The sequence below is a fragment of the Acidimicrobiia bacterium genome (assembly GCA_035948415.1).
GTDB lineage: Bacteria > Actinomycetota > Acidimicrobiia > IMCC26256 > PALSA-555 > PALSA-555.
Genome location: DASZJD010000111.1, coordinates 1 through 23672, shown reverse-complemented (window position 1 = coordinate 23672; position 23672 = coordinate 1). Strand labels below are relative to the sequence as shown.

General features: G+C 73.6%; 26 protein-coding genes. 10 read left to right on the top strand and 16 right to left on the bottom strand.

The features are described from left to right. Positions 1 to 42: 42 nt before the first annotated feature. Complete coding sequence (locus VG869_15055) at positions 43 to 1581, top strand: AMP-binding protein (GenBank protein ID HEV3452503.1); 1539 nt, start codon at positions 43 to 45, stop codon at positions 1579 to 1581. Here VG869_15055 and VG869_15050 read toward each other — a convergent pair. Then, on the bottom strand, positions 1551 to 1916 hold the full coding sequence (locus VG869_15050) for a hypothetical protein (GenBank protein HEV3452502.1): 366 nt from the start codon (positions 1914 to 1916) through the stop codon (positions 1551 to 1553). The two genes, VG869_15055 and VG869_15050, sit on opposite strands and share 31 nt — an antisense overlap. Positions 1917 to 2081: 165 nt before the next feature. Here VG869_15050 and VG869_15045 point away from each other — a divergent pair, with 165 nt between their 5' ends. Beyond that, positions 2082 to 2666 (top strand): hypothetical protein, encoded by a 585-nt coding sequence (locus VG869_15045; GenBank protein HEV3452501.1) that lies wholly within the window; start codon positions 2082 to 2084, stop codon positions 2664 to 2666. Positions 2667 to 2673: 7 nt separating this feature from the next. Here the strand turns inward: VG869_15045 and VG869_15040 are convergent, their stop codons facing one another. The 5 genes from VG869_15040 to VG869_15020 form a co-directional block, all read right to left on the bottom strand. Then, positions 2674 to 3258 (bottom strand): HD domain-containing protein, encoded by a 585-nt coding sequence (locus VG869_15040; protein HEV3452500.1) that lies wholly within the window; start codon positions 3256 to 3258, stop codon positions 2674 to 2676. 67 nt (positions 3259 to 3325) lie between these two features. Beyond that, the gene (locus VG869_15035; GenBank protein ID HEV3452499.1) at positions 3326 to 4261 is read right to left on the bottom strand and encodes an aldo/keto reductase; all 936 of its coding nucleotides are present in this window, start codon (positions 4259 to 4261) and stop codon (positions 3326 to 3328) included. A gap of 362 nt (positions 4262 to 4623) precedes the next feature. Then, positions 4624 to 6051, bottom strand: a complete 1428-nt coding sequence (locus VG869_15030) for a glycosyltransferase 87 family protein (protein ID HEV3452498.1) — start codon at positions 6049 to 6051, stop codon at positions 4624 to 4626. 79 nt (positions 6052 to 6130) lie between these two features. Further along, complete coding sequence (locus VG869_15025; protein HEV3452497.1) at positions 6131 to 6349, bottom strand: hypothetical protein; 219 nt, start codon at positions 6347 to 6349, stop codon at positions 6131 to 6133. Then, on the bottom strand, positions 6349 to 7110 hold the full coding sequence (locus VG869_15020; protein ID HEV3452496.1) for a hypothetical protein: 762 nt from the start codon (positions 7108 to 7110) through the stop codon (positions 6349 to 6351). Before VG869_15020 ends, VG869_15025 begins: the two co-directional genes overlap by 1 nt. A 225-nt stretch (positions 7111 to 7335) precedes the next feature. Between VG869_15020 and VG869_15015 the strand changes: the two genes are divergently transcribed. Together VG869_15015 and VG869_15010 are read left to right on the top strand one after the other, a co-directional pair. Next, positions 7336 to 8469, top strand: coding sequence for a glucosaminidase domain-containing protein (locus VG869_15015; protein ID HEV3452495.1), 1134 nt, complete (start codon positions 7336 to 7338; stop codon positions 8467 to 8469). A 26-nt stretch (positions 8470 to 8495) separates the two neighbouring features. After that, positions 8496 to 8645: a hypothetical protein gene (locus VG869_15010; protein ID HEV3452494.1), complete on the top strand. Its 150-nt coding sequence runs from the start codon at positions 8496 to 8498 to the stop codon at positions 8643 to 8645. 77 nt (positions 8646 to 8722) lie between these two features. Here the strand turns inward: VG869_15010 and VG869_15005 are convergent, their stop codons facing one another. Next, positions 8723 to 9394 (bottom strand): hypothetical protein, encoded by a 672-nt coding sequence (locus VG869_15005; protein HEV3452493.1) that lies wholly within the window; start codon positions 9392 to 9394, stop codon positions 8723 to 8725. A gap of 45 nt (positions 9395 to 9439) precedes the next feature. Further along, a complete protein-coding gene (locus tag VG869_15000) occupies positions 9440 to 10768 on the bottom strand; it encodes a glutamate decarboxylase (protein HEV3452492.1) in 1329 nt (442 codons plus the stop codon). A 250-nt stretch (positions 10769 to 11018) separates the two neighbouring features. Here VG869_15000 and VG869_14995 point away from each other — a divergent pair, with 250 nt between their 5' ends. Beyond that, positions 11019 to 11498 (top strand): MarR family transcriptional regulator, encoded by a 480-nt coding sequence (locus tag VG869_14995; GenBank protein HEV3452491.1) that lies wholly within the window; start codon positions 11019 to 11021, stop codon positions 11496 to 11498. 29 nt (positions 11499 to 11527) lie between these two features. Further along, positions 11528 to 13408, top strand: a complete 1881-nt coding sequence (locus VG869_14990) for an ABC transporter ATP-binding protein (GenBank protein ID HEV3452490.1) — start codon at positions 11528 to 11530, stop codon at positions 13406 to 13408. 38 nt (positions 13409 to 13446) lie between these two features. On the opposite strand, the gene VG869_14985 is transcribed toward VG869_14990, so the two are convergent. From VG869_14985 to VG869_14975, 3 genes are all read right to left on the bottom strand, one after another. Next, on the bottom strand, positions 13447 to 14436 hold the full coding sequence (locus tag VG869_14985) for an aldo/keto reductase (GenBank protein ID HEV3452489.1): 990 nt from the start codon (positions 14434 to 14436) through the stop codon (positions 13447 to 13449). A gap of 175 nt (positions 14437 to 14611) precedes the next feature. Further along, a complete protein-coding gene (locus VG869_14980) occupies positions 14612 to 16504 on the bottom strand; it encodes a glycosyltransferase (GenBank protein HEV3452488.1) in 1893 nt (630 codons plus the stop codon). Positions 16505 to 16681: 177 nt separating this feature from the next. Further along, on the bottom strand, positions 16682 to 17659 hold the full coding sequence (locus VG869_14975) for an alkaline phosphatase family protein (protein ID HEV3452487.1): 978 nt from the start codon (positions 17657 to 17659) through the stop codon (positions 16682 to 16684). Between the two features lie 150 nt (positions 17660 to 17809). On the opposite strand from VG869_14975, the gene VG869_14970 reads away from it, so the two are divergent. Further along, complete coding sequence (locus VG869_14970; protein ID HEV3452486.1) at positions 17810 to 18028, top strand: dodecin; 219 nt, start codon at positions 17810 to 17812, stop codon at positions 18026 to 18028. 19 nt (positions 18029 to 18047) lie between these two features. Here VG869_14970 and VG869_14965 read toward each other — a convergent pair whose 3' ends face one another. Both VG869_14965 and VG869_14960 read right to left on the bottom strand, forming a co-directional pair. After that, positions 18048 to 18698 carry a nitroreductase family protein gene (locus VG869_14965; GenBank protein HEV3452485.1) on the bottom strand — a complete coding sequence of 217 codons (651 nt, stop codon included), beginning with the start codon at positions 18696 to 18698 and terminating at the stop codon, positions 18048 to 18050. Positions 18699 to 18765: 67 nt separating this feature from the next. Next, entirely contained in the window at positions 18766 to 19059 is a 294-nt protein-coding gene (locus tag VG869_14960) for a hypothetical protein (GenBank protein HEV3452484.1), read from the bottom strand. A 76-nt stretch (positions 19060 to 19135) separates the two neighbouring features. Between VG869_14960 and VG869_14955 the strand changes: the two genes are divergently transcribed. Beyond that, positions 19136 to 19576, top strand: coding sequence for a TIGR03618 family F420-dependent PPOX class oxidoreductase (locus VG869_14955; protein ID HEV3452483.1), 441 nt, complete (start codon positions 19136 to 19138; stop codon positions 19574 to 19576). Positions 19577 to 19606: 30 nt separating this feature from the next. Here VG869_14955 and VG869_14950 read toward each other — a convergent pair whose 3' ends face one another. Next, the gene (locus VG869_14950; protein HEV3452482.1) at positions 19607 to 20368 is read right to left on the bottom strand and encodes a DUF4230 domain-containing protein; all 762 of its coding nucleotides are present in this window, start codon (positions 20366 to 20368) and stop codon (positions 19607 to 19609) included. 238 nt (positions 20369 to 20606) lie between these two features. Between VG869_14950 and VG869_14945 the strand changes: the two genes are divergently transcribed. Further along, positions 20607 to 21350 (top strand): dienelactone hydrolase family protein, encoded by a 744-nt coding sequence (locus VG869_14945; GenBank protein HEV3452481.1) that lies wholly within the window; start codon positions 20607 to 20609, stop codon positions 21348 to 21350. 13 nt (positions 21351 to 21363) lie between these two features. Here the strand turns inward: VG869_14945 and VG869_14940 are convergent, their stop codons facing one another. Both VG869_14940 and VG869_14935 read right to left on the bottom strand, forming a co-directional pair. Further along, positions 21364 to 21843 (bottom strand): SRPBCC family protein, encoded by a 480-nt coding sequence (locus tag VG869_14940; protein HEV3452480.1) that lies wholly within the window; start codon positions 21841 to 21843, stop codon positions 21364 to 21366. 46 nt (positions 21844 to 21889) lie between these two features. Next, the gene (locus VG869_14935; protein ID HEV3452479.1) at positions 21890 to 22273 is read right to left on the bottom strand and encodes a cupin domain-containing protein; all 384 of its coding nucleotides are present in this window, start codon (positions 22271 to 22273) and stop codon (positions 21890 to 21892) included. Positions 22274 to 22412: 139 nt separating this feature from the next. Here VG869_14935 and VG869_14930 point away from each other — a divergent pair, with 139 nt between their 5' ends. Further along, positions 22413 to 23609 (top strand): cation:proton antiporter, encoded by a 1197-nt coding sequence (locus VG869_14930; GenBank protein ID HEV3452478.1) that lies wholly within the window; start codon positions 22413 to 22415, stop codon positions 23607 to 23609. The last annotated feature ends 63 nt before the right edge of the window (positions 23610 to 23672 follow it).

The window sequence follows — 23672 nt, the reverse complement described above, 5'->3', positions numbered from 1 at the left end:
GTAGATGCGGGTGATGACGGTCCCGCGCGAGGCTGACATGTCATGGCCGAGAGCTTCTCGTCGATCGCGGCCCGCAAGGCCGACACGGCCGCGCTGATCGACGAGCGGACCAGCCGCACCTGGGCTGGGTTCGACGACCACGTCAACCGGCTCATCCACGCGCTGCGCGGTCTCGGCCTCGGGGCCGGGGACACCGTGGCCGTGCTGAGCCACAACCGCGTCGAGCTCTTCGAGGTGCTCGGCGCGGCGATGCACGCCGGTCTGGTGGTCGTGCCGCTGAACTGGCACTGGCTGGCCGAGGAGATCGCCTACGTGCTCGAGGACTCGGGGGCCCGGGCGCTGCTCGTCGACGAGGACCTCGCTCCGGTGGGCGCCGACGCGGTCGAGCGCGCCGGGGGCGCCGTGGCGATGGTCAGGCTCGGCGGGGACGAGTACGCCGAGCTGCTGGCGGCGCAGCCCGGGGACGAGCCGGCGGACCAGGTCCTGGCGGGGCCGATGTTCTACACGTCGGGCACGACCGGACGGCCGAAGGGCGTCCGCAACGCGTTCACCAGCGCCGGCCTGCCGGCGTCGACCTGGCAGCTCATCACCGCCGGCGCGGTCGAGAACCTCGGGCTGCCCACGGACGGCGTGACGCTGCTCTGCGGCCCCGCGTACCACTCGGCGCAGTGGGCGTTCGCCCTGTTCCCGCTGCTCGCCGGGGGCACGGTCGTGATGCGCCGCCGCTTCGACGCCGCCGAGACGCTGGGGCTCATCGACCGCCACCGGGTGACGAACGTGCACTTCGTGCCGACGCAGCTGCGGCGGCTGCTGCGCCTCCCCGACGACGTCCGGGCCCGGTTCTCGGGCGCGAGCCTCCAGGTCGTGTACCACGGCGCGGCGCCGTGCCCGCCCGACGTGAAGCGCCAGATGATCGACTGGTGGGGCCCGAAGCTGGTCGAGTACTACGGCGGCACCGAGGGGGCGATGCTCGCCACCATCACCGCCGAGGAGTGGCTCGCCCACCCGACCAGCGTCGGGAAGCCGTGGCCGCTCGTGGACGTGATGGTGCTCCACGACGACGGGACCGAGTGCACGGTCGGCGAGGTCGGCACGCTCTACGTCCGCAACCGGCTCGGGATGGACTTCGAGTACCACCGCGACCCGGCCAAGACCGCTGCCGCGCACCACGAGCCCGGCGTGTTCACGCTCGGGGACGTCGGCTACCTCGACGAGGAGGGCTATCTCCACCTCTCGGACCGGCGCGTCGACCTCATCATCGCCGGGGGCGTGAACATCTACCCGGCCGAGGTGGAAGGGGTGCTGCAGGCGCATCCGGCGGTGCGGGACGCGGCTGTGTTCGGGATCCCGCACGACGAGTACGGAGAGGAGGTGAAGGCGGCCGTCGAGCTCGAGGACGGGGTGGAGCCCTCCGACGAGCTGGCGGCCGAGCTGCTGGCGTCGTGCCGAGCGCACCTCGCCGGGTACAAGGTCCCCCGCTCGATCGACTTCGAGGCCGCGCTGCCCCGACACCCGACCGGCAAGCTCTACAAGCGGCTCCTGCGCGACCGCTACTGGGAGGGCACGGGCCGACGCATCTGAGCGGAGGCCTCGCGGCGGCGGGCCCAGCCCAGCGCGGCGCCGGTGGCGGCGGCGGCGCCGAGCGCGGCGCCGGCCGACACCGTGACGAGCGCGGTCGCGACCACCGCGCCCTCGAAGCCGAGGACGGTGCTCGTCACCGCCGGCATCCCCTCGTGGATCGAGCTGGCGAGCCCGGCGGCCACCACGGCGGCGAGGACGCACGCGAGCCCGAGACCGAGGGCGCCGGCGGCGAGGCAGGCGACGCCGAACGCGGCGAGGAGGGCGGCCTGCGCGCCGAGGAGCGCGGGCACGAGGGACGCCCGCGGGGTCGGCTCGGCGGTGGTGCTGTCGTCCATCCCTTGGTCCTTCCCCGGATCCTCGGGGTTGCGGATGAAGGCGGCGTGAACGCTGGGTGAGAAACCGGCCACGACGGGCCGTACCTTGGGGTCATCGCCACCGCCGACGAGCCGCAGGACGATCCGGCCCCGGCCGCCGCCGGGCCGGCGCGCCGCGCCCCCGCGGTGCGGGCCGACAGCCTGCACGGCGTCGTGGAGGCGGTCCTCGACGCCGCGGTGCGGCGGGCGGTCGAGGACCCGCTGCCGGTGCAGACCGCCGCCGACGTGCGCGCCGCGGCCCGGGCGCCCGTGCCCGCCGGGCTCACCACCCTCGTGGTGCCGGCGGTGGCCCGGGTGGCGGGCCGGTGGTCAACCCGGGTGGTGAGCCTCGGCTCGCGGGTGTCGTTCTCGGTGAAGGCCCTGCTCGCCGCGGTCCCGCCGCTGGCATCGTCGTTGGCGGTCGGGACCCGGGAGCTCCACGCCCTCGGGTCGCTGGTGGTGAACCGGCTCCGAGCGGACGGCCACCCCGTCGAGCCCCGCTTCGTCCAGCGCGTCACCGTCAACGCCTACGCCTGGCCCGGGGGCGGCCGGACGCTCGAGGACGCCCAGGCGCCGGCCCTCGTGCGCATCGCGGGCCTGTGGCTGACCCGGCCCCTCGCGGGGGAGCGTGCCGGTGACTGGGTGGGACGGGCGGCCGAGGCCATCGAGGCCGCCGACCTCGGGGCCCGGCTGGCCCGCTACCGGGAGGGACCGCCCGCGCTCGGGCCCTGACGCCGGCTCACGCGGCGTCGACGTGCGCGACCCGCCAGGCCGCGATCGCGGTCTCGAGCTCGGCGTTGCGCTCGAGCTCGGCGACCGAGGCCCGCAGCTCGGGCGTCAGCCGGCTGTCCCGGCTCAGGCCCCGCCGGAACACCGCCACCAGGTGGCGGTAGCGCTCGAGCACCTTCGGCGGCGGGTCGGCGTGGCGGGCGAAGGCGACGCTCCCGTGCCGGCGGATGTCGCGGACCAGCTCCTGCACGTCGCGGATCGTCACCGCCGCGCAGACGCGGAGCACCGACGGGTCCCGCTCCTCGTCGAGCCGCGTCGCGTCGAGGAGGACGTCGGCGCAGGCGGCCACGAGCCGCGCCCCCTTCTTGCCGATGCGGGCCCGCAGGACGCGCCGGTCGACGTCGGCGCCGCGAGCGCCGTCCACGATCATCCCGGCGATCGCCTCGCGGTGGGTGCCGCCGTCGCCGAGCACGAGCGACGCCACGCCGAGGACCTGCGCCACCGACGGCGAGCGGGACCCGCCCGCGGCGGCGTGGAGCTCGGTCGCCCAGTTCGCCGCCACGAAGAACCGCTTCCCGACCCGGATGGCCGTCACAGCCGTCGAACCTACCGACGATCTCCGCCGGCGCGGTGGACCGTCGCGCCCGGAGACGCCGCCGGCGTCAGGGGCCGAGGACGGCGTCGAGCTCGGCCTGCTCGCCGGGGGTGAGGGCCCACGCCGTCGCGGCCGCCGCGTTGGCCCGGGCCTGCTCCGGCGTGGTGGCGCCGGCGATGACGCTCGGCACCAGCGGGTTGCCGGCCAGCCACGAGAGCGCGAGCTCGTGGAGGGTGTGCCCGTGGTCGGCCGCGAAGCCCTCGAGGCGCTCGACGGCGGCGAGCCGATCGTCGCTCAGGATCCGCTGTACCCGGTCCGCCGGCCACTGCGCCAGCCGGGTGCCGGCGGGCGGCGCCTCGCCGCGGGCGTACTTCCCCGTGAGGAGCCCGCTGGCGAGCGGGAAGTACGGCACGAAGCTGAGGCCGAGCCGTCGGCACGCCGGCAGCACCGCCGCCTCCGGCTCGCGGTGCACGAGGCTGTACTCGTTCTGGACGCTCACGAAGGGCCGCACGCCGAGCGCGGCCGCCGCGGTCGCGGCCTCGTCGAGCTGGTCGGCCGAGAAGTTTGAACACCCGATCTCGCGCACGGTGCCGGCGGCCACGAGCCGGTCGAGCGCCTCGAGGGTGTCGCCGATCGGCGTGCTCGGGTCCGGCTGGTGGAGCCAGTACAGGTCGATGTGGTCCACGCCGAGCCGGCCGAGGCTCTCCTCGGCGGCGCGGGCGACCCACTCCGGGTCGCCGCCGGTCAGCCCCTCGGGAGGCCGGCGCATGCCGAACTTCGTGGCCACGACGACGTCGGCGCGGGCCGAGCCGAGGGCGCGGCCGAGGAACTCCTCGGACCGGCCGCCGCCGTAGAGGTCGGCGGTGTCGAAGAAGTTGACGCCGGCATCGAGTGCGGCGGCGACGACGGCCCGGGACGCGGCCTCGTCGATGCGGCCGCCGAAGTTGTTGCACCCCAGCCCGGCCGGCGAGACCTCGAGGTCGCCGATGCGTCGTGGCTCCACGTTGTGTCCTCCTCCTCGTGTCCCGTCGCCGCCAGGATCGCGCGGCACCCCCTGGGCGGGCCCTCCGGGCCCGACGGCGCCCCGAGGCCGACGGCGCGACCGCGCTCGGACGGCGTCCGGCCGCTGCGAGTGGCGCGGTCGACGGGGCCGGGGACCGGATGATCGAGCCCTCGCCGGCTCTTTACGTCGGGCTGATGTGCCGATGCCTACGGTACGCGGGCAGCGGCCTCCCGAGGCTCGGCGCGCGGTTCCAGAGCACGCGTCGGGTCGGGGCGGCTCGTGTGCCCCGGCCGGCAGCTGCCCGCACAGACCCCCCGGGCCGGGTGCTCCGCGAGCCGTCCCTCGGGGGGCCGCGCCGGCGACTACCGGGCGCCGGCGGCGGTCCGCACGGGCGAGGCCTCCGACGCCGCGCCGCGGTCACGCACGGCCACGAAGGCGCCGAGGAGCACGATCGGCAGCGCGTACGCGACGGTGCCGCGCAAGACGGTGTCGGCGACGCCGCCGGTGTGGTGGGTCGGCAGCTTCCACGCCGCCAGCAGCACGGCCGCCTGCACCCACACCAGCCACCCGAGCGGCGACGGCCGGCGGGCCGTCATGACCGGCAGCGCCCACGCCGCGTACCACGGCAGCGTGTACTCGGCGCCGATCCCGTACGCCGCGGCCGCGGCCCCGGTGGCGGGCTCCGGCCGGTCGGCGCGGGCCCAGCGCCACGCCAAGGCGAGGGCGAGGACCCCCACCAGGGCGAGCGACAGGTAGAAGAGGGTGGACAGCGTCGCGTTCGAGGGGACGAGCCCCGGCAGGTCGCGCCCGGCGTCCTTGCCCACGAGCAGCTCCGCGGGCAGGTTCCAGGGCGAGCCCGGCGTGACGGAGTGGTCGGCCCCCTTCAGCACGTGGGTCTGACCGGCCACGAACGGGAGGTACACCACGGCGACGACGGCGCCGGTGACGGCGGCGGCTCGTCGCGCCACCCGCCGCTCCCCGTGCCGCCAGGCCCAGAACACGACCGCCGGCAGGACCACCAGGCTGGTGACCTTCACGAGGGACGCCACCGCGATCGCCAGGCCGGCGAGGGCGCCTCGCCGTTCGGCGACGAGGAGGGCGGCGGCGAGGATGGCGAGCCCGATGAAGGCGTCGATCTGGCCGCTGTTCACGATGACGGCGCCGAAGACCGGGTGCAGCCCCAGCCAGGCCAGCGCCGCCGGGCTGCGGGTGCGGCGCCAGACGAGCAGCAGCGCGCCGGCGACGGCGAGTGCAGCCCCCAGCTGGAACAGCAGCCGGTCGACGAGGCGCGAGTCGCCGGCGGCGAACGTGAGCGCGGCGGCGTAGCCGACGAACGCCGGTCCGTAGACCGAGCCGCGGTGCTGCCAGATCGGACTCACGAGGTGGTCGAAGGGATCGGCGCGGTACTCGGCGGGCACGTGCCGGTACGGGCTGGACCCGTACACGCTCACCATCCGGCCGTACATCGTGTAGGACCACAGGTCGTTCGAGGAGCGCGGCCCCACGCAGACGGCGACGACGAGGACCACGCCGATCGTGGCCACGACCGGCCGCGGGCCGATCCGGGGACGGCGCGCCTCCAGGAGGGCGAAGGCGCCGACGGCGGCCGCCGCCCCCACCACGAGGATCGTGCTCCCGACCGAGTGACGAGCCCCGACGGTCACCGCGATGAGCAGCGCCGCGGCCACGACGAGCAGCGCCACGGACAGGGGCGGCGGGCGCGGTCGCGCCGGAGAGGCCTGCACGGGCTCCCGGTCGAGGGACGCCGGTCGCGGCTCCGGCGCGGTCACGATTCGTCGACGCTAGTCGCCGGTGCCGCTCGCGCTCGGTCGCGTCGCGCGCGGTTGGGCCGAGCCGTCGACGCCAGCCTCAGGCGTCGTCCGACCGCCGGTTCGACGCCGCGGCGGCGCGCCGGACCGAGAACGCCAAGACGCCGCCGATCGCGACCGGCAGCAACCACCACGGGTTGTTGCGCTCCGTCAGCAGCGCGGTGACGCCGAGCGCCACCGCGACGCCGCCCGCGGCGAGCCAGTCGTCGCCGATGAGGAAGTCGTACCAGAAGCGGCCGAAGCGCGCGAGCACGCCCATCAGGCCTGGACCGCCCGCGTCGGCCGTCCCGCGACCGCCGGCCGCCGCTTGAGGTCCGCGACCAGCGCCAGCGCGAGCACGGCGAAGAAGCCGACCAGGGCGAGCAGCGCGAGGTCTTCGCCGGGCCACGACACCCCGACCCCCTCCCCGCCCCAGAACACCCCGAAGGCGCTCAGCATGACCCCGACCGTGAACTTCAGCGAGTTCTCCGGTACCCGGGAGAGCGGCCGATGCACGAGCGCCCCTACGCCGGCGACGATCACCAGCGCGCCGCCGGCGCCGGCGGCCGCCAGGCCCAGGTGCCCGCCCGTGCTCCCGAAGCTCACGACGATGAACACCACCTCGAGCCCCTCGAGGAGCACCCCCTTGAACGCCAGCGTGAACGAGTACCAGTCGAGGCGCGCCCGCACGGTGTGAGCGGCGTGGCGCGATTCCTCGACCTCTCGCGCGTAGATGGCGTCCTCGTCGTGCAGGGGGCGGATCCCCGCCGCCCGGAGGATGGCCTTGCGCAGCCACTGCAACCCGAACGTCAACAGCACCGCCCCGACCACGACCCGGAGCACCGAGAGCGGGATCGCGGTGAGGGCCGGGCCGAGGGCGGCGATGAGGGCGGCGAGCGTCACGAAGGCGGCGGCGACGCCGATGGCCACGGACCGCCAGCCGCGCGTCACGCCCACCGCGAGCACGATCGTCAGGGCCTCGACCATCTCCACCGCGGAGGCGAGGAAGGCCCCGAGGACGACCAGGACGGAAGGTGTCACGACGCGTGCCGGCGGTCGGGTCCCACGCCCTGCATCCTGCTCGATGGTGGCCGCCCTCGACGGCTCTGGCCAGCCGGCGGCCAGCCCGACCGCTGGCGGCCCACCCCGGGGCCCGGCGTGCCCGGTTTGGGTGGGTTTTCGGTCAAGTCCGTGCCGCCGCCGGTCGTCAATAGGGGTGGACGAGCGCTGCTCCCTTGACGATCCCCGGTAACCGCCCGTGACGCCGTGACCAACCGCCTCCGCCGCTGCCGGCCGGTCCTGGCCTCGCTCGTGGCTGGGTTCAGTGTCCTGCTGGTGCCGGCCGTCGCCGGCGCGCAAGCGACGCCTCCGCCGCCGCCGACCGGTCAGGACCAGCTCCTCGCGGCCGCCATCGAGCTGTCGCGCACCGCGACCCGACTCGACCAGGTGGCGCTCGAGGTCAGCCAGGTGCAGGCCCGGCTCCACGACGCCGAGGTGGCCCTCCTCGACGTCACGACGCGCGCCAACGCCACCCAGGTCCAGATCGACCAGCTGAAGGCGGCCTTGGCGGCGCGGGCCGCGGCCGTCTACGAGCAGCACGGCAACCAGGGTGCGGTGCTGCGGGTCCAGCACGTCCTCGACGTCGGCGCTGGCGAGGCCTACACGAACGCGGCGTCGATCGACGCCAACCAGCAGCTCGACGAGCTCACCGCCGCCGAGAACCTGCTCCAGCAGCAGCGCTCGCAGCGCGACCTCGAGCGCCAGGCGGTGGCCGACGACCAGGTGCGGCTCCAGTCGGTGCAGGCGAGCCTCGAGGCGGTGCGCGCCCGTGACGAATCCATCCTCGGCAAGCTCGGGGGCATCCCCGTCATGGGCACGGCCCGCCTGACCGCCGCGCAGCTCGCGGCGTGGTTCCGCTCCACCGGCCTCGGCGCGCACCTCGCCGGCGGGACGACGATCGACCAGTTGACTCAGATGTACATCGAGGAGGGAGCGGCCGAGCACGTCGCCGGCGACCTCGCCTTCGCGCAGGCGATCCTCGAGACCGGCTCGTTCGGGCACGCCCTCGACAACAACTTCGCCGGCATCGGCGCCTGCGACAGCTGCACGAGCGAGATCGGCTTCCCGACGCCCCGCGACGGCGTGCGGGCCCAGATCCAGCTGCTCCGCAGCTACGCCGACCCCGACAGCCGCGCCGCGCTGCTCGCGCACCCGCCCGAGGCGGCGCTGTTCGGGGCCAACCCGGCTGCCGCCGCGGCCTCCTACGACTCGTTCGCGTACAAGGGCTCGGCGCCGCTGTGGAACGTCATGGGGAACGGCAAGTGGGCGACCGACCCCGACTACGCCATCAAGGTCCTCGAGCTGTACGCGCGCATGGTGGCCTTCGCCAGCGCGCACTGACGGCCGACACGATCGGTGCGGACGCGATGAGCAACCAGGACCGTCGCTTCGGGAGGCGCTACGTCTCCGTGCCGCACGGCGTCCGCGTCCGCCTCGTGATCATGTGGGTGGCGCTCGTGGTGCTGCTGACGGTGCTGGCGATCTCCGCCGGGACGTCCGTTCGCGTCCACCCGTGACGAGCGGCCTGTGAGCAGGATCGCCGCCTGGTCGTAGGGCTCGGCGGGGAGGGTCGCGACGCGGCCTCGAGGCCGACTCAACCGTGACCGAGGTGGCTGACGTGGTGCCAGGTGCCGACCCAGCCGAGGGACGCGATGCCGAGCACTGCGCCGACGGCGAGCGTCGCCACGACCAGGCTGAGCCGGGCCCGGGCTCCGGCCAGCCGATGCTCGGTCTCGCCGCGCCCGGGGCGCTCGCGCCAGTCCGCCGCCGTGAGGGCGGCGGTCTCCTGCAGGTGCCCGAGCACGTGGACCGCGATCAACGCCGCCCACACGAAGAAGCTGGCCTGGTGGAGCCACAGGTACTGGTGGCCGGCGCTGCGACCCAGGGCGATGAGCGCGACGCCGGTGCCGAGCAGCGCCAGCGACGAGACGACGAGGGGCGGCCCGGTGATGCGCAGGATGAGGGGCGGCGGCCCCTTGCAGGCGTACGCGGCGTCGCCCCGGTAGTAGCGGGCGAAGCGGTACCCGGTCGTCGCGGTCTTGAGGAGGACGAGGGGGACGAGCAGCATTCCGATGAAGACATGCAGCGAGATCAGCTGCTTGACCTGCAGGAGCGTGACCGCTTCGACGGCCAGGATGACGAACAGCGCCGCGCCGACACCGCCGGTCAAGCGGGAGTTCCCGTCGACCCCGCCGCCCCACCCGACGGAGAGCTGCGGGTCGCTCGCCACGGGACGTTCGGCGATCACGAGGCGGGTGAGGTTCACGGGTCGCTCCTCCCCGTCAACCGGTGTCGTTGGCCTCGGGCGCGGTCAGTGGTGGAATCCCGCCACCGGCCGGCTGAACGGCTCCCGCTGGCGCTCGAGTTCGGTGACCGACTCCCGCAGGTCGTCGAGCAGCAGGTCCGCGAGGTCGCGGCTGAAGCCGTTCCGCACCACGATCCGGAGCACGTCGAGGTGCTCGAGGTCGGGCGGGAACGGATAGGCGGGGACCAGCCAGCCCCGCTCGCGAAGGGCCCGGGAGACGTCGAAGACGGAGTACCGGGTCTGGTCCTCGCGCAGGGTGAAGGCGAAGACCGGGAGCTGCCGGGCCTCGCTGATCAGCTCGAAGGGGCCGAGCGCGCCGACGCCTGCCGCGAGCCGCCGGGCCACGTCCCGGGTGGCGGCTTGGACGTGCCGGTAGCCGTCCCGTCCGAGCCGCAGGAAGTTGAAGTACTGGGCGATCACGGGGGCGCCGGGCCGCGAGAAGGTGAGCGAGAAGGTCGACTGGCTGCCGCCGAGGTAGCTGACGGAGAACACGAGCTCCGTAGGCAGCGCCGCGTCGTCACGCCAGACCGTCCAGCCGACTCCCGGGTACACGAGCCCATACTTGTGGCCCGAGGCGTTGATGGACGCGACGCGTGGCAGGCGAAAGTCCCACTGCAGGTCCGGGTCCAGGAACGGAGCGACGAAGCCGCCCGACGCCGCGTCGACGTGGATCGGGATGTCGGGCCCTCCGCCGGCGTGCAGCCGGTCGAGGGCGGTGGCGAGGTCGGCGATCGGCTCGTAGCTCCCGTCGAAGGTCGACCCGAGGATCCCGACGACGCCGATCGTGTGGTCGTCGCAGTGAGGCAACGCTGCGCCCGCGGTCAGATGGTGCCGTCCGGCCTCGATCGGCACGAGGCGCGGCTCGACGTCGAAGTACCGGCAGAACTTCTCCCAGCACACCTGGACGTTGACCCCCATGACCAGGTTCGGGCGCTCGGTGCCGAGACCGCTCGCCCGGCGGCGTGACTCCCAACGCCGCTTCAGCGCCAGCCCGCCGAGCATCGCGGCCTCGCTCGAGCCGGTGGTCGAAGTTCCGATCGGCTGCTCGTCCGCCTGCGCGTTCCAGAGCGTGGCGAGGATGTTGACGCACCGACGTTCGAGCTCGGCGGTCTGCGGATACTCGTCGCGGTCCACCATGTTCTTGTCGAAGCACGAGGCCATGAGACGCACGGCCTCGGGCTCCATCCAGGTGCTCACGAAGGTGGCCAGGTTCAGGCGGGCGTTGCCGTCGAGCATCAGCTCGTCGCGCACGATCTGGGCCGCGGTCGCCGGCGGCAGCTCACCGCCCGACAGCTCGAAGCGGGGGATCGTCGCCTCGCCGATCCCCGCGTACAGCGGATTCACGTCGAGCTCGCTGCCCCGCAGCTCCTCGGCGACCCTCCGGCGAAGCGGCACGGGCTTCCTCCTCCTGCGTTCGCGCCCGTCTCGGAGACCGGCGGGAGCCTATGGGTCGACGCCACGAAGCGACGCCGCGGGCCGCCGGGCCGGCACCCCGAGCCCGACATTAGGGAGCATCCCTCACTATGTGCTATCCTCAGCGAATGACGGGTGGATCACGACTGCGCGGCCGGGCCGAGGGGCCCCGATGACCCGGGGCCGGCCGGCGCCCGGGTCGACCCCGGAGATGGGTCAGCTCGCCGAGCTCCTGGTGCGGGCCTCGTGGCGGCTCCGGCGCGGCTCGGCGAAGGAGCTCGCCCCGCTCGGCGTGACGTTCGGGCAGGCCCGAGTCATGCGGGTGTTGGCCCGTGCCCCCGAGCCGATGCGCATGGCCGACCTGGCCGCCAGCCTCGAGATCGTCCCCCGGTCCGTGACGACGATGGTCGACAGCCTCGAGGAGGCCGGCCTCGTCGGCCGCGAGGTCGATCCCAACGATCGCCGCTCGGTCCTCGTCACGCCGACCGTGGCGGGGCGGTCGGTGCTGGCACGCATGGACCATGCCCGCCGAGCGAGCGCCGAGAGCCTGTTCGGCCGGCTCACCGACCAAGACCGCACGACGCTGCTCAGCCTCCTCGTCGCCCTGGACGCTGATCGCGACGGCACGACTGCTTCCCCGGGAGCTCGCTGATGGGGCACGCCGGCCCGATGTGGGGAGCGATGCGATCGATGCGTCGCGACCAGTCGGTCACCGACGCCAAGGTGGCGCCCGGGACCGTCAAGCGCATCCTGCGGTTCGCGTCGCCGTACCGCAAGATCCTGGCGTTCTTCCTCGTTCTCGTCGTGATCGACGCCGTCATCGGAGCGATCAACCCGCTCATCCTCCGAGAGATCATCAACCAGGGCATCCTGCTGCACAACTCCGGCCTCATCGTGAGCCTCGCCTTCCTGGTGGCCGGCCTCGCCGTCGTCGACGCCGGCCTCTCGCTCGGCCAGCGATTCGTGTCGGCCCGGATCGGCGAGGGCCTGATCTACGACATGCGCACGAAGGTCTTCGACCACGTGCAGCGGATGCCGATCGCGTTCTTCACGCGGACCCAGACCGGGGCGCTCGTCACCCGGCTCAACAACGACGTGCTCGGCGCCCAGGAAGCCTTCACCGACGTGCTCTCGACGGTGATCGGCAACCTCATCAGCGTGGCCTTCATCCTCGTCGTCATGTTCCTGCTCTCGTGGGAGCTCACCCTCGTGGCGCTCCTGATCCTGCCCGTGTTCGTGCTGCCGGCCCGCTGGCTCGGGCGGCGGCTCCAGTCGATCACGCGCGAGGCGTACGCGCTGAACGCGCAGATGAACACGACGATGACGGAGCGTTTCAACGTCGCCGGTGCGCTGCTGGTCAAGCTGTTCGGTCACCCCAGCGAGGAGACGAGGTCCTTCGCGAGCCGGGCGGGGCGGGTCCGCGACATCGGCGTGATCCAGGCCATGTACGCCCGGTTCTTCTTCGTCGCGCTCACGCTCACCGCCGCCTTGGCCACCGCGCTCGTCTACGGGTGGGGCGGCGTCCTCGCCGTCAACGGCGCGCTGAACATCGGGACCCTCGTCGCGCTCACCGCCTACCTGGCCCGGCTGTACGGGCCGCTCACCCAGCTCTCGAACATCAACGTCGACGTGATGACGACGCTCGTGTCCTTCGAGCGCGTCTTCGAGGTGCTCGACCTCCCGCCCATGATCGCGGAGAAGCCGGACGCCGTGACGATCCCCCGCGGCCCGGCCCGAATCGACTTCGAGCACGTCGACTTCGGCTACCCGAGCGCCGACGAGGTCTCCCTGGCGTCGCTCGAGTCCGTGGCCTCCCTGGTCCACACGCCGAGCGAGCAGGTCCTCTTCGACGTCACGTTCAGGGCGGAGCCCGGGACGATGACCGCGCTCGTCGGCCCCTCCGGCGGCGGGAAGACGACCCTGTCGCACCTCGTCCCCCGGCTCTACGACGCGCGGAGTGGGGCCGTGCGCATCAACGGCATCGACGTGCGGGACGCGACGCTCGATTCGCTGCGGGCCAGCATCGGGATGGTCACCCAGGACGCCCACATGTTCCACGAGACGATCCGATCGAACCTGCTCTACGCGCGGCGGGACGCCACCGACGACGATCTCGTGGCCGCGCTCCAGGCGGCCCAGATCTGGGCTCTCGTCGGGAGCCTGCCCGACGGCCTCGACACCGTCGTCGGTGACCGCGGCTACCGGCTCTCGGGCGGCGAGAAGCAGCGGCTGGCCATCGCCCGGCTGCTGCTGAAGGCCCCCGACATCGTCGTGCTCGACGAGGCCACCGCCCACCTGGACTCGGATTCGGAGCTGGCGGTCCAGCGCGCGCTGCAGACCGCCCTCGCCGGCCGGACCTCGCTCGTGATCGCGCACCGGCTGTCGACGGTGCGCGACGCCGATCAGATCCTGGTCGTGGACGCGGGTCACATCGTCGAGCGGGGCAGCCACGACGAGCTCCTCGCCGCCGACGGGCTCTACGCCGAGCTGTACCGCACCCAGTTCGAGCGTCAGGGCGCCCATGAGCCGCCGCTCGCCAGCCCCGCCAACCAGCCGGCCTAGGTCGCGTCGAGGCGTCGAGTCGACGCCGACGACCGCCGTCAGTCGTGGTTGGCGAACTCGATGAAGTCGTACGGGTAGCCCCGCGGGAACGCGCTGGCCCAGAAGAGGGCGTTGCGGTGGTCCTCGGCGAGCTCCCAGCCGACCGCGGCGAGGTTGTCCTCGAGCTGGTCGAGGGTGCGGGCCCCGATGATCGGCGCCGTGATGCCCGGCCGGGAGGTCACCCAGTTCAGGGCCACCTGCGCCGGCGTCTTGCCGGTGTCGGCGGCGACCTTCCCGACCGCGTCCACGATCCGCCAGGCCCGGTCGTCGAGCCGGTAGGTGAAGGTGATGGGCTCCTCGGCGTCCCCGCCGCGGGTCCCACTCGGCAGGTCCTCGCCCGGCCGGTACTTGCCCGTCAGGATGCCGCCCCCGAGCGGGCTCCACGGCAGCACCGCCAGGTGCTCGGCGCGGCACAGCGGCAGCAGCTCCCGCTCGATGTCCCGGGTGATGAGCGAGTACTCCGGCTGCAGCGACGAGAACGCCTCCCAACCGTGACGGGCCGAGGTCCCGAGCGCGGTGGCGAGGTGCCAGGCCGCGAAGTTGCTCGCTCCCAGGTAGCGGACCTTGCCCTCCCGGACCAGGTCGTTGAGCGTCGAGAGCGTCTCCTCGAGCGGCGTCCGCTGGTCCCAGCAGTGGACCTGGTACAGGTCGATCCAGTCGGTGCCGAGGCGACGCAGCGACGCCTCGATCCCGAGGCGGATGTGACGGCGCGAGAGGCCCACGTCGTTCGGGCCGGCGCCAGTCGGGAACCGCACCTTCGTCGCCAGCACGACCTGCTCACGCCTGGCGCCGAGGGCGCGGCCGGTGATCGCCTCGGACGCGCCCTCGGAGTACACGTCGGCCGTGTCCACGAAGTTGCCGCCGGCGTCGAGGAAGCGGTCCAGCATGCGTCGGCTCGTGGCCTCGTCGGCTTCCCGGCCGAACGTCATCGCCCCGAGGCACAGCTCGGACACCCGAATGCCGGTTCGGCCCAACGGTCGCAGGTTCACGGCGGCTCCTCGCTCGACGGCTTCGCATCCTCGTCCGGGTGCGACTCGGTGCACAAGGCGGGCCGGCCGGGCCCGACTGCACCCCTTGGGCGCGGCGCGCGTGCACGGAGGCGACGCCGCCTCGGGACGGCGCGGCGACCGGGGTGGCCGGGCCGAGGCGACGGACTGGGCTGGGCTACGAGGCCGCCTCGACGGGGGCCCGCTCGGGGCGTCGGTCGCTGAGCGGGCGGCCGTGGAGCGCGAGGTCGGGGTGGGTCACGGCGCAGTACTCCAGGACGCGACGGCGGTCGTCGCCGTCGAGGGCGTCGAACGCGGTGCCGACCCGGAACCTCGGGTCCCCGTCGCCGGTGCGCAGCCGTCGGCACGACCGCACAACGACCGCGAGCGAGAGGTCGTGGGTCCCGGCAGCGCTGTCCGGAAGCCGGAGCAGCAGGCGGAGCGACGTGGCGGGAGGGAGCGCGATCGGTGACTCGACGCCGATGCCGTGCGTGCTGACGTCGACGACCTCGAGGCCGATGGTGTGCCCGTGAATCCGCGCCCGGCCGGTGACCGCGAGGCGGTAGCTGCGGCGGAGCTGGTGGCGTCGGACGAGGGGGACGACCACGGCCAGGAGACAGATGGTCTCCCACACCGCCAGGGCGAGCAGCACGCCGGCGGCGAAGCCGGGCAGGCCCGGCAGCGAGACCACTCCCGCCAGGGCGAGGGCCCGGACGAGCGCCGCGCCCACGACGACCACCACGCCCGCCGTGACCAAGGGGAGGAGGCGAAGGACCTCGAGCCCTCCCTCGTCGACCCCTTCCTTTGGGGTCACCTTGAAGCGGCCGGCGCGGGGATAGAAGAGGGCGGCCACGGCTCGGGCTTGCACGCCCATGGTCATCAGCCCGTACCGGGTCGAGTCCATCGTGGCCAGGGTGCCGCGCGCGAGGGCCAGCGTGGCCGTGAAGGCCAGGATCGCCCAGGGCGCCCACAAGGCCCCGAGGCCGAGCACGGTCGCGTGCATCGGGAGCTGGCCCGAGGTCAGGGTCGCGGTCAGGACGGCGAGGAGCGTCAGCCGCTGCAGCCCGCTGTAGTAGTGGATGAGCGAGCCGAGGTAGCTCAGCCGCTGACGCAGCGAGAGGCCCGGGCACCACACCGGGTTCTCCCTGGTTCGGAACACCGCCAGGTTGCCGCGAGCCCAGCGCGCTCGCTGCAGGAGGAACCCAGCCAGGTCGTACGGCGCGAGCCCCTGCACGAGGCACTCGCCGTGGTACCGCGTGCGCCAGCCGCGCGCGTGCATGGCGATCGTCGTGTGGAAGTCCTCGGCGACAGTCTTGGTCAGCACGCCTCCGACCTGGACGAGGGCCGCGCGTCGGACGACGGTGGCCGAGCCGCACCAGAACATGGCGTTCCGTCGGTCCTTGTTCGGCGCGATCACGTCGTAGAACAGGCTCTGCTCGTGACGCTGCGGGCCGTGATGCTGGACCGAGTCTCGGTTCGAGAAGTCGTGCGGGGTCTGCACCAGCGCGACCGACGGGTCCGCGAAGTATCCGAGCGTGGCGTCGAGGATGCTGGGCAGGGGGACGTGGTCGGCGTCGAGGAACAGGATGAGATCCCCGACGGTCAGGCCGAGCGCGTGGTTGATGTTCCCGGCCTTGGCGTCCCGGTTGTCGGGCCTGGTCACGTGGACCGCGTCGTGCTGCGCCGCGAGCTCACGCATCTCCTCGCGCCGACCGTCGTCGAGCAGGAAGGTGCGGTGCGGACCGCGGATGGCGGCGCAGCCCACGAGCGTCGGTTCGACCACCTCGACGGGTTCGTCGTACGTGCAGACGAAGACGTCGACCGAGACCGGTGGGTCGACGGGGAGCGGCTCGGGTTGCTCGACGGTCGGCACTCGCCACGCGAGCCAGGCGTACGACACCAGGCTGAGCCACGCGAAGAGCTCGGCGGCCAGGAGCGGCCAGAAGAGCCAGGCGGCGACGCCGGCTCCACTCCATCCGATTCGCCACGCCAGGTAGGCGGCGCCCCAGACGAGCGCGGCCGCGGTGGCCAGGTGCGTCAGCCGGGGATGCCGCCACCAGAACCCGCTCACGGCGCGCGCGCGGCGCGCGGGGACCAGCCCGCGACGCCGCTCGCGCGCGTGATCGGCCGGCAGGGGAGGCGCCATCGAGCCTGTGATCGGCCTGCTGCAGGCCCTGCTTGAGCCGGGCCGGTCGAGCGGGGCCTCGCCGTCCCGGGCCGGACGTTGGAGGCACGGTGGGCGCCAGGCTCAGAGCCGAAACGCCCCGCGCAGGCTGGGCGCGGTCGCAGCGCCGGGGAGGAGCGGGAGGCCCAGGAGCTCCTCGGCGGTGCGGAGCAGCGCGTAGTGGTCGACCGGCGCCGCCTCCACCGCGCCCGGGGGAGTGGTCGGGCTGACCACCACCAGGGGCATCGGGGTGGGCTCGTCCCACACCACGAAGACCGCGGTGTGTCCCTGCCGGTACGCCGAGCTCGCCAGGAGGATTGGCATCCACTGCTGCAGCCAGGCGTCGCCCGACCGCACGGGGCAGTCGTGCGTGTCCGAGCACAGGTTGGGCGTGACGAAGCTGAACGCCGGAAGCGAACCGCGGTCGAGGTCCTGGCGGAGCGCACCGACGCTGAGGTTGCCGAGCGGCACGTCGTCGCGCTGGCACGCGGCTCGGTCTTGGCCGCCGACGTAGTACGCGGCCGGGTTGTGCTTGACCGCGTACAAGCCCGAGGAGGCCAGCTCGCAGTTGACCGTCATCGACTCCTCGTAGGACCGCCCGACCTTGCCCGCCTGCCGCACCTGGCGGAACAGGTTGTCGACGGTCAGCGGATGGCTGCTGGGGGCGTCGTCGTCGTGGATGCCCTGCGCGCTACCGGAGGTGGCGCCGATGTAGTTCGGGAGCGACGGGCTCCCAACGCTGGCGTAGCGGGCGGCGCTCCCGCAGCCGCGGGCCAGCGTCGTCGTGTACGCCGCGTCGGGGTTCCCGATGACGTCCGACGCGGTGTGGTTCTCCATCCAGACCCAGATCACGTGGTCGTAGGTCGCGGGGACGGTCGCGGCCGCGCCGCACGGGTTCGCCGGCCCGCCGACCGAGGCCGCCGTGGTCGGGGTCGGGGTCGAGGCGGCGGTGCCCGGTCGCGGGTGGGCGGTGGCGTTCGACCCGCCGCACGCGCCGAGCGCGACGACGAGGGCGCCCGCGACGACGACCGTGGTCCGATGGCGGCGAGATCGGCGGGTCATGGACCTCCGGGATGCTCGGCGTCCGCCGCCAGTCTGGCCCCGGCGTGTCGACCGCTGGCCGCGCCCGCCCGCGGCCGGTGGTCGTCGGCGGCGCGTGGACGAGCCCGCCTACGGTGATGCGGAAGCGGCCGCGAGCACGAGGAGGCGCGCGTGGGTGTGCACGATGACCATACGTACCGGGTCACGGAAGTCGTCGGGACCTCCCGGGACAGCCTGCAGCAGGCGGTGCGGAACGGCGTGTCGCGAGCCGCCGAGACGTTGCGACACCTCGACTGGTTCGAGGTCACCGACGTGCGCGGGTCGATCGTCGACGACGAGGTCGGCTACTTCCAGGTGACGATGAAGATCGGTTTCCGGCTCGAGAGCTGAGCGGGGCAGCCGGCCGCCGCTACCACCGGTTCCAGTGGAGCACTTCGTCGATCCCGCGGCGACGGGCGGGCCTGAAGTCGCCCCGGAGCGTGTGGGCGACCGGCACCAGCGCGACCTGGGTCACGTCCGCGTACGGGATGCCGAGCAGCGCCGCCATCTCCGCCTCGGCCATGAGGTGCGCCGTGGTCCAGGAGGTGCCGAGCCCGCGAGCCCGGGCCGCGAGCATGAAGCTCCAGACCGCGGGGAGGATGGATCCGAAGGCGGTGGCCTGGTCGACCAGCGAGCCGGCCTCGGCCCGCCCCTCGATGCAGGGGACCACGAGGACGGGGACCTCGTGGAGGTGCTCGAACAGGTAGCCGGCGGACGCCATGACCCGTCGCCGCGCCGCCCGCTCGGGCTCCGTCAGTTCGCGCCGCGGCGGGGCCGGCTTGTCGGTGCGTTGCGCGTACGCGATCGCTCCCCGACGGAACACCTCCGCGACCGCCGAGCGCGTCGCCGGCTCCGTGACGACGAGGAAGTGCCAGCGCTGGTCGTTGCCGCCGGTCGGCGCCTGGAGCGCGATCGCGAGGCACGCTCGCACCAGCGCCGGATCGACCGGCCGGTCGAGGTCGAGGCGCCGTCGCACCGCCCGCGTCGTCGTGAGCACCTCGTCGGCCGGCTCGACGGACACGCCCGGCACCGTATCCGCGGCCTGTGCTCGAGCGACCAGGGTCGCGGCCGGCGCGCCGACTGTGGGGTCAGGCCGCGCCGCCCCCGCTCGTCGCCGGCGGTCGGATCACCACGAGCGAGCTCTCGGGGTGGTCGGGGTCGAGCTGGATGTCGAGCCGAGGGGAGCAGCCCGGCCCGGGCGCCACCGAGACGATCGCCACCTCGTCGCGTTCTGGCCGCCCCTCGAGGGCGTCGCGCAGCCCGAGCAGCCCCGCGGCCACGACGCGGCCGACCGCCCCGCGCCGAAACCGGTCGACCGGCCGCTCCCACGGCTCGTGCCCGCCCGGGCTCGAGGCGGCTGAGGGCTGGTCGCGGGCGGCCACGGGCCGAGGGTACCGACAGCTCATCGACCCGCGAGCACCGGCGCACGCGGCGGGCGGACCCTCTTACACTCCGGCGGTGGCGTCCCTGCCGGACTTCGAGACCGTCTTGGCGTCGGATCACTTCCTGGCGGTCGTGAGCACGGCTCGCCGAGACGGCTCGGTGCAGGCCTCGGTCGTGAACGTGGGGGTGCTCGACCACCCGGTGCGCGGCGACCGGGTGGTGGGGTTGGTCGCGCGGGGCGACGCCGTGAAGCTCCGCCACCTGCAGCGCGACCCGCGAGCCACGATCGTCGCGAAGGCCGGATGGCAGTGGGCAGCGGTGGAGGGGTCGACGGAGCAGTTCGGGCCCGACGACCACCGTGGTCTCGACCAGGAGGCGCTGGCCGAGCTGCTCCGGGCGGTGTTCCGGGCCGCTGGTGGCACCCACGACGACTGGGCCGCCTACGACCGCACCATGGCCGAGGAGCGGCGCGTCGTTGTGCTGGTCACCCCCACCCGCGTGTACTCGAACGGCTGACCCGAATCCTCGGGACCGCGCTCGCGCGTCTCATGACGCGGGGGCGACATTGACGACGACCGCGGTGACCCCGATCGGCCGCAGGGCCGCCCGGACGTCCGCCGAGGCGACCTGCTGCGCAGCCGCGAGGAGTCCCTGCTCCTGTGCCTTCTCGGTGAGGTGCGAGGTCGCGGCGTCCCGCAGGTCGCTCGCGCTGACGTCACCGCCGACGAACCGGGTGATGAGCCCCTCATTGCGTCGGATCACGCCACTGTTGGCGTCGTCGACCACCGGCGAGGCCAGGCGCGCGGGCGGGATCCGAACGGTGGCGTGCGATCCATCGAGGCGGATGTCGCCGGCACCGACCCGCCCGAGGTCGACGGCAACCGCGACGGTGCCGACGGCTCGGTAGGTGACCGTCTCGCCGAAGCCCGGCAGCACCGAGCCGTTGTCAATGGTAAAGGTGACCGTCAGCGCTTGCGGGGCGGGCCCGACCGTTCCGAGGCGCCGCACCGCGCGCAGGGCTGCGGCCGAGTCGGGGCCGCCCGTGGTCGCCATCACGTCGACACCGAGGACGGCCATCGTCGCCCCGGTGACCAGACCGGCGGTGAGCGCGCCGGCGGTGATCGCCAGGGTGGCCCCGCGCCCGCGGCGCGGCCGCGCCGGCCCGGCGGTGCGAAGCCCGGTCGGGTGGGCGGCGACGGTCGTGGTGACCGGGGCGCCGGACCGACGACGGCCCCGTTGTGGTGGGCGACCGCGCGCGGCTCCGGAGCGTGCGATGCGGGGATGGGTGCGGGTGTCGAGCGCCGGCACGGCGGTCCTCCTGCGGGGACGCCCGCATTGTTGCCGCTCGGGGGCGGGCGGGGGCCGCGCCTCGCTCCCGGTGCGTGGCCGCCGCCGGCGAGGGACGACCCGGCGAGGGGCGGCCTCAGCCGCCGCCGGCGGACCGGGCGCGACACGCGGCGCACCACGCGCGGGCGGGGACGGGACAGAGACACCGGGCGTCGAACGCCCATAAGGTCCATCGCCACCAGCCGACCGAGGAGCGTTCGTGTACGACGCCATGATCGCCGAGACCATCCGCATCGAGGGGCACGGCGGCGACGAGATCCCAGCCTACGAAGCGCGGCCGCTCGGCCCGGGTCCGTACCCGGGTGTCGTCGTGATTCACCACATGCCCGGGTACGACGCCGCGACCAAGGAGATGACGCGCACCTTCGCGGTGCACGGCTATTCGGCGATCTGCCCGAACCTGCACCACCGCGAGGCGCCGGGTGCGAGCCCGGACGAGGCCGCCGCCGCGGTTCGCGCCGCCGGCGGCGTCCCCGACGACCGGTGCGTCGGCGACGTGGCCGGTGCCGCCCGCCGCCTCCGGTCGTTGACGAACGCGACCGGCGCCGTCGGCGTCATCGGGCACTGCTCCGGGGGCCGCCAGGCCTACCTCGTCGCCTGCCGACTCCCGGTCGACGCGGCGGTCGACTGCTACGGGGGGCGGGTCGTCGCGGAGCCGAGCGAGCGCTCGGAGCGTCAGCCCGTCGCCCCGGTCGAGCTCACGCCCGACCTCTCGTGCCCCCTCCTCGGGCTCTTCGGCGCGGCCGACCGCAACCCGTCACCCGACCAGGTGGCCCGCACCGAGGCGGCGTTGCGCGAGCACGAGAAGACCTATGAGTTCCACAGCTATCCCGAAGCCGGGCACGCGTTCTTCGCCGTCGATCGTCCCACCTACCGCGTGGAGGCGGCGGTGGATGGCTGGCAGCGCATCTTCGCCTTCCTCGGTATCTACCTGCCGCGGTGACGCCGGCGGCGGTCTACCCGACGAGGTCGGCTCGGTAGTCGGGGTTGCGATCCAGCCACGCCGACGCGGCGCGCATGCTCGCCTCGTTCTGGCGGTTGATGAATCGATAGATCGGCCCCTCGAACCAGCGCCACGGGGCCTTCGTGAGGTGGTAGCGCTCCTCGAAGTGCAGCCGGGTCAAGGTCTCGGTGACCGGCTCGAGTCGCACCTTCCCGGTCTGGTCGTTGCCGGGCTCGCGGCTGATCATGGTGTACGTGTAGCCGACGCCGGGCTCGACGTCGTGGACGAGCTCGAGCGCCGCGCCCTCACGCCCGAAGGGCATCTTGTAGATCACTCGGCGCAGCCGCCCGTTGTGGTGGTCGTCGCCGGGCCACAGCACGTCGACCCGCTTCACCATCGGCGCATAGTCGGCCCAGTGGTCGTAGTCCTGGAACAGCGCCCACAGTCGGGCCGCCGAGTGCGGGAGCTCGAGCGTGTACTGGTGTTCTCGCACCTCACGTCCTCGTGCGGGCTGGCCCGCCGGGCACCGGCGCGCTCGCTCAGTGGGTCGTGTAGTCGATCGGTCCGGCGCCCTTGACCCCGACCGCGAAGCAGAAGCAGTGGATGGGGGCGTGGTCGCTGACCGGCCGGAGGCTGTGCACCGTGTCCGGCGGGATGTAGACGAGATCGCCCTGGGCGATCGGACGCTCCTCACCGGCGATGGTCATGATCCCGCGACCAGCGGTGACGTAATAGAACTCGTGCGTGGGATGCGAGTGCGGGTACACCATCTCGCCGCCCTTGACCTCGAACTCGTTGGCGAGTTCCAGGTACCCGCCGTCGGTGATCTCCATCATCTCGCGGGGCCGGACGAGCCACCACACGGGGACGGTGCCGTTGTGCTCGACCTCCGGTGCCACGTCCTCGATCGACCGAACGTCCATCTGGCCTCCCTGCACGCGACGTCCCGCCACCCTACCGGCCGCGCCGACAGCGTTCCCGAGCCACCTCCGGGCCGCTCGGGGACGTCCGCGGCCCCGGGCGTCGGTCGACGGGCTACGCGCCGTTTGGTAGACGGAGCCGGTGCACGGGACCTCCTACACCTCGCTGCTCGCGGTGACTGCCATCGCGCTGGCGGCTCCCATCGCGGTGTCGCTCGTGCCCGTGGTTCGCGTGCCCGCCGTGGTGCTCGAGATCGTGCTCGGCATCCTCGTCGGCCCCTCCGTGCTCGGGTGGGTGCACCTAGATGCCTCGGTGTCGGTCCTGGGCGTGATCGGCCTCTCGTTCCTCCTGTTCCTCGCCGGTCTGGAGCTCGACCTGTCGTCGCTCCGAGGGCGGGTCGGGCGCATCCTCGGCGCCTATGCCGTATCCGGCGTGCTGGCGCTGGCCGGCGGGCAGCTGGTGTCGTTCATCGACGCGGACAACAAGGCGCTCTTCGTCGGCATCGTCTTGGCGTCCACGTCCCTCGGGCTCGTCGTGCCGGTCCTCCGGGACGCCGGCCTGACGTTCACCCCGTTCGGGCAGCTGGTGCTCGCCGCGAGCTCCGTGGGCGAGTTCGGCGCCATCCTCGCCCTCGCTCTCTTCTATTCCGGCTCCGGCTCCGGGCTCGGCACGCAGCTCTTCCTGTTGGTGGGCTTTGCCCTCCTGGTCGTCGTGGTCGCGGTCGGTCTGGGCCGGGTCGAGCGGTCGCCGCGGTTCGCGCGGGCCTTGCTCCGCCAGGGCGAGACGTCGGCGCAGCTCGGCGTGCGCGTCGCCATGCTGGTGCTGGCGGTGTTCGTGGCCCTCTCGAGCGAGCTCGGCTTCGAGGCCGTGCTCGGCGCCTTCGTCGCCGGCGCGCTGCTCCGGGTGACCGACCCCGACGAGCACCTCACCGACGAGCGGCTCCGCTCGAAGCTCGACGCCATCGGCTACGGCTTCCTGATCCCGGCCTTCTTCGTCACGAGCGGGCTGCAGTTCGACGCTCACGCGCTCGTGAGCGAGCCCGCCGCCATCGCCATGGTGCCGGCGCTCGTCGTCCTCTTCGCGGTGGCTCGCGGCGTCCCCGCGGTCCTCTACCGGGGGCTGGGCGACGCCCGGCACGTCGCGACCGCCGGGCTGCTCCAAGCCACCTCGCTCTCGGTGCCGGTCGTGGCCGCTCGCATCGGGACCCAGCTGCACACCATCGACGCTGACACCAGCGCGGCGATCGTCGCCGCCGGCCTCCTCACCGTGGTCGTGTTCCCAGCCCTGGCCCTGCTGATCCTCTCCCGGGGCGGGGCGGAGCCGGGGTCGACGCCCTGATCGCCCGCCGGGATCGGCGGCCGGAGCGCCTCGAACGACCAGGAGGGTCGACGAGCGCACCGC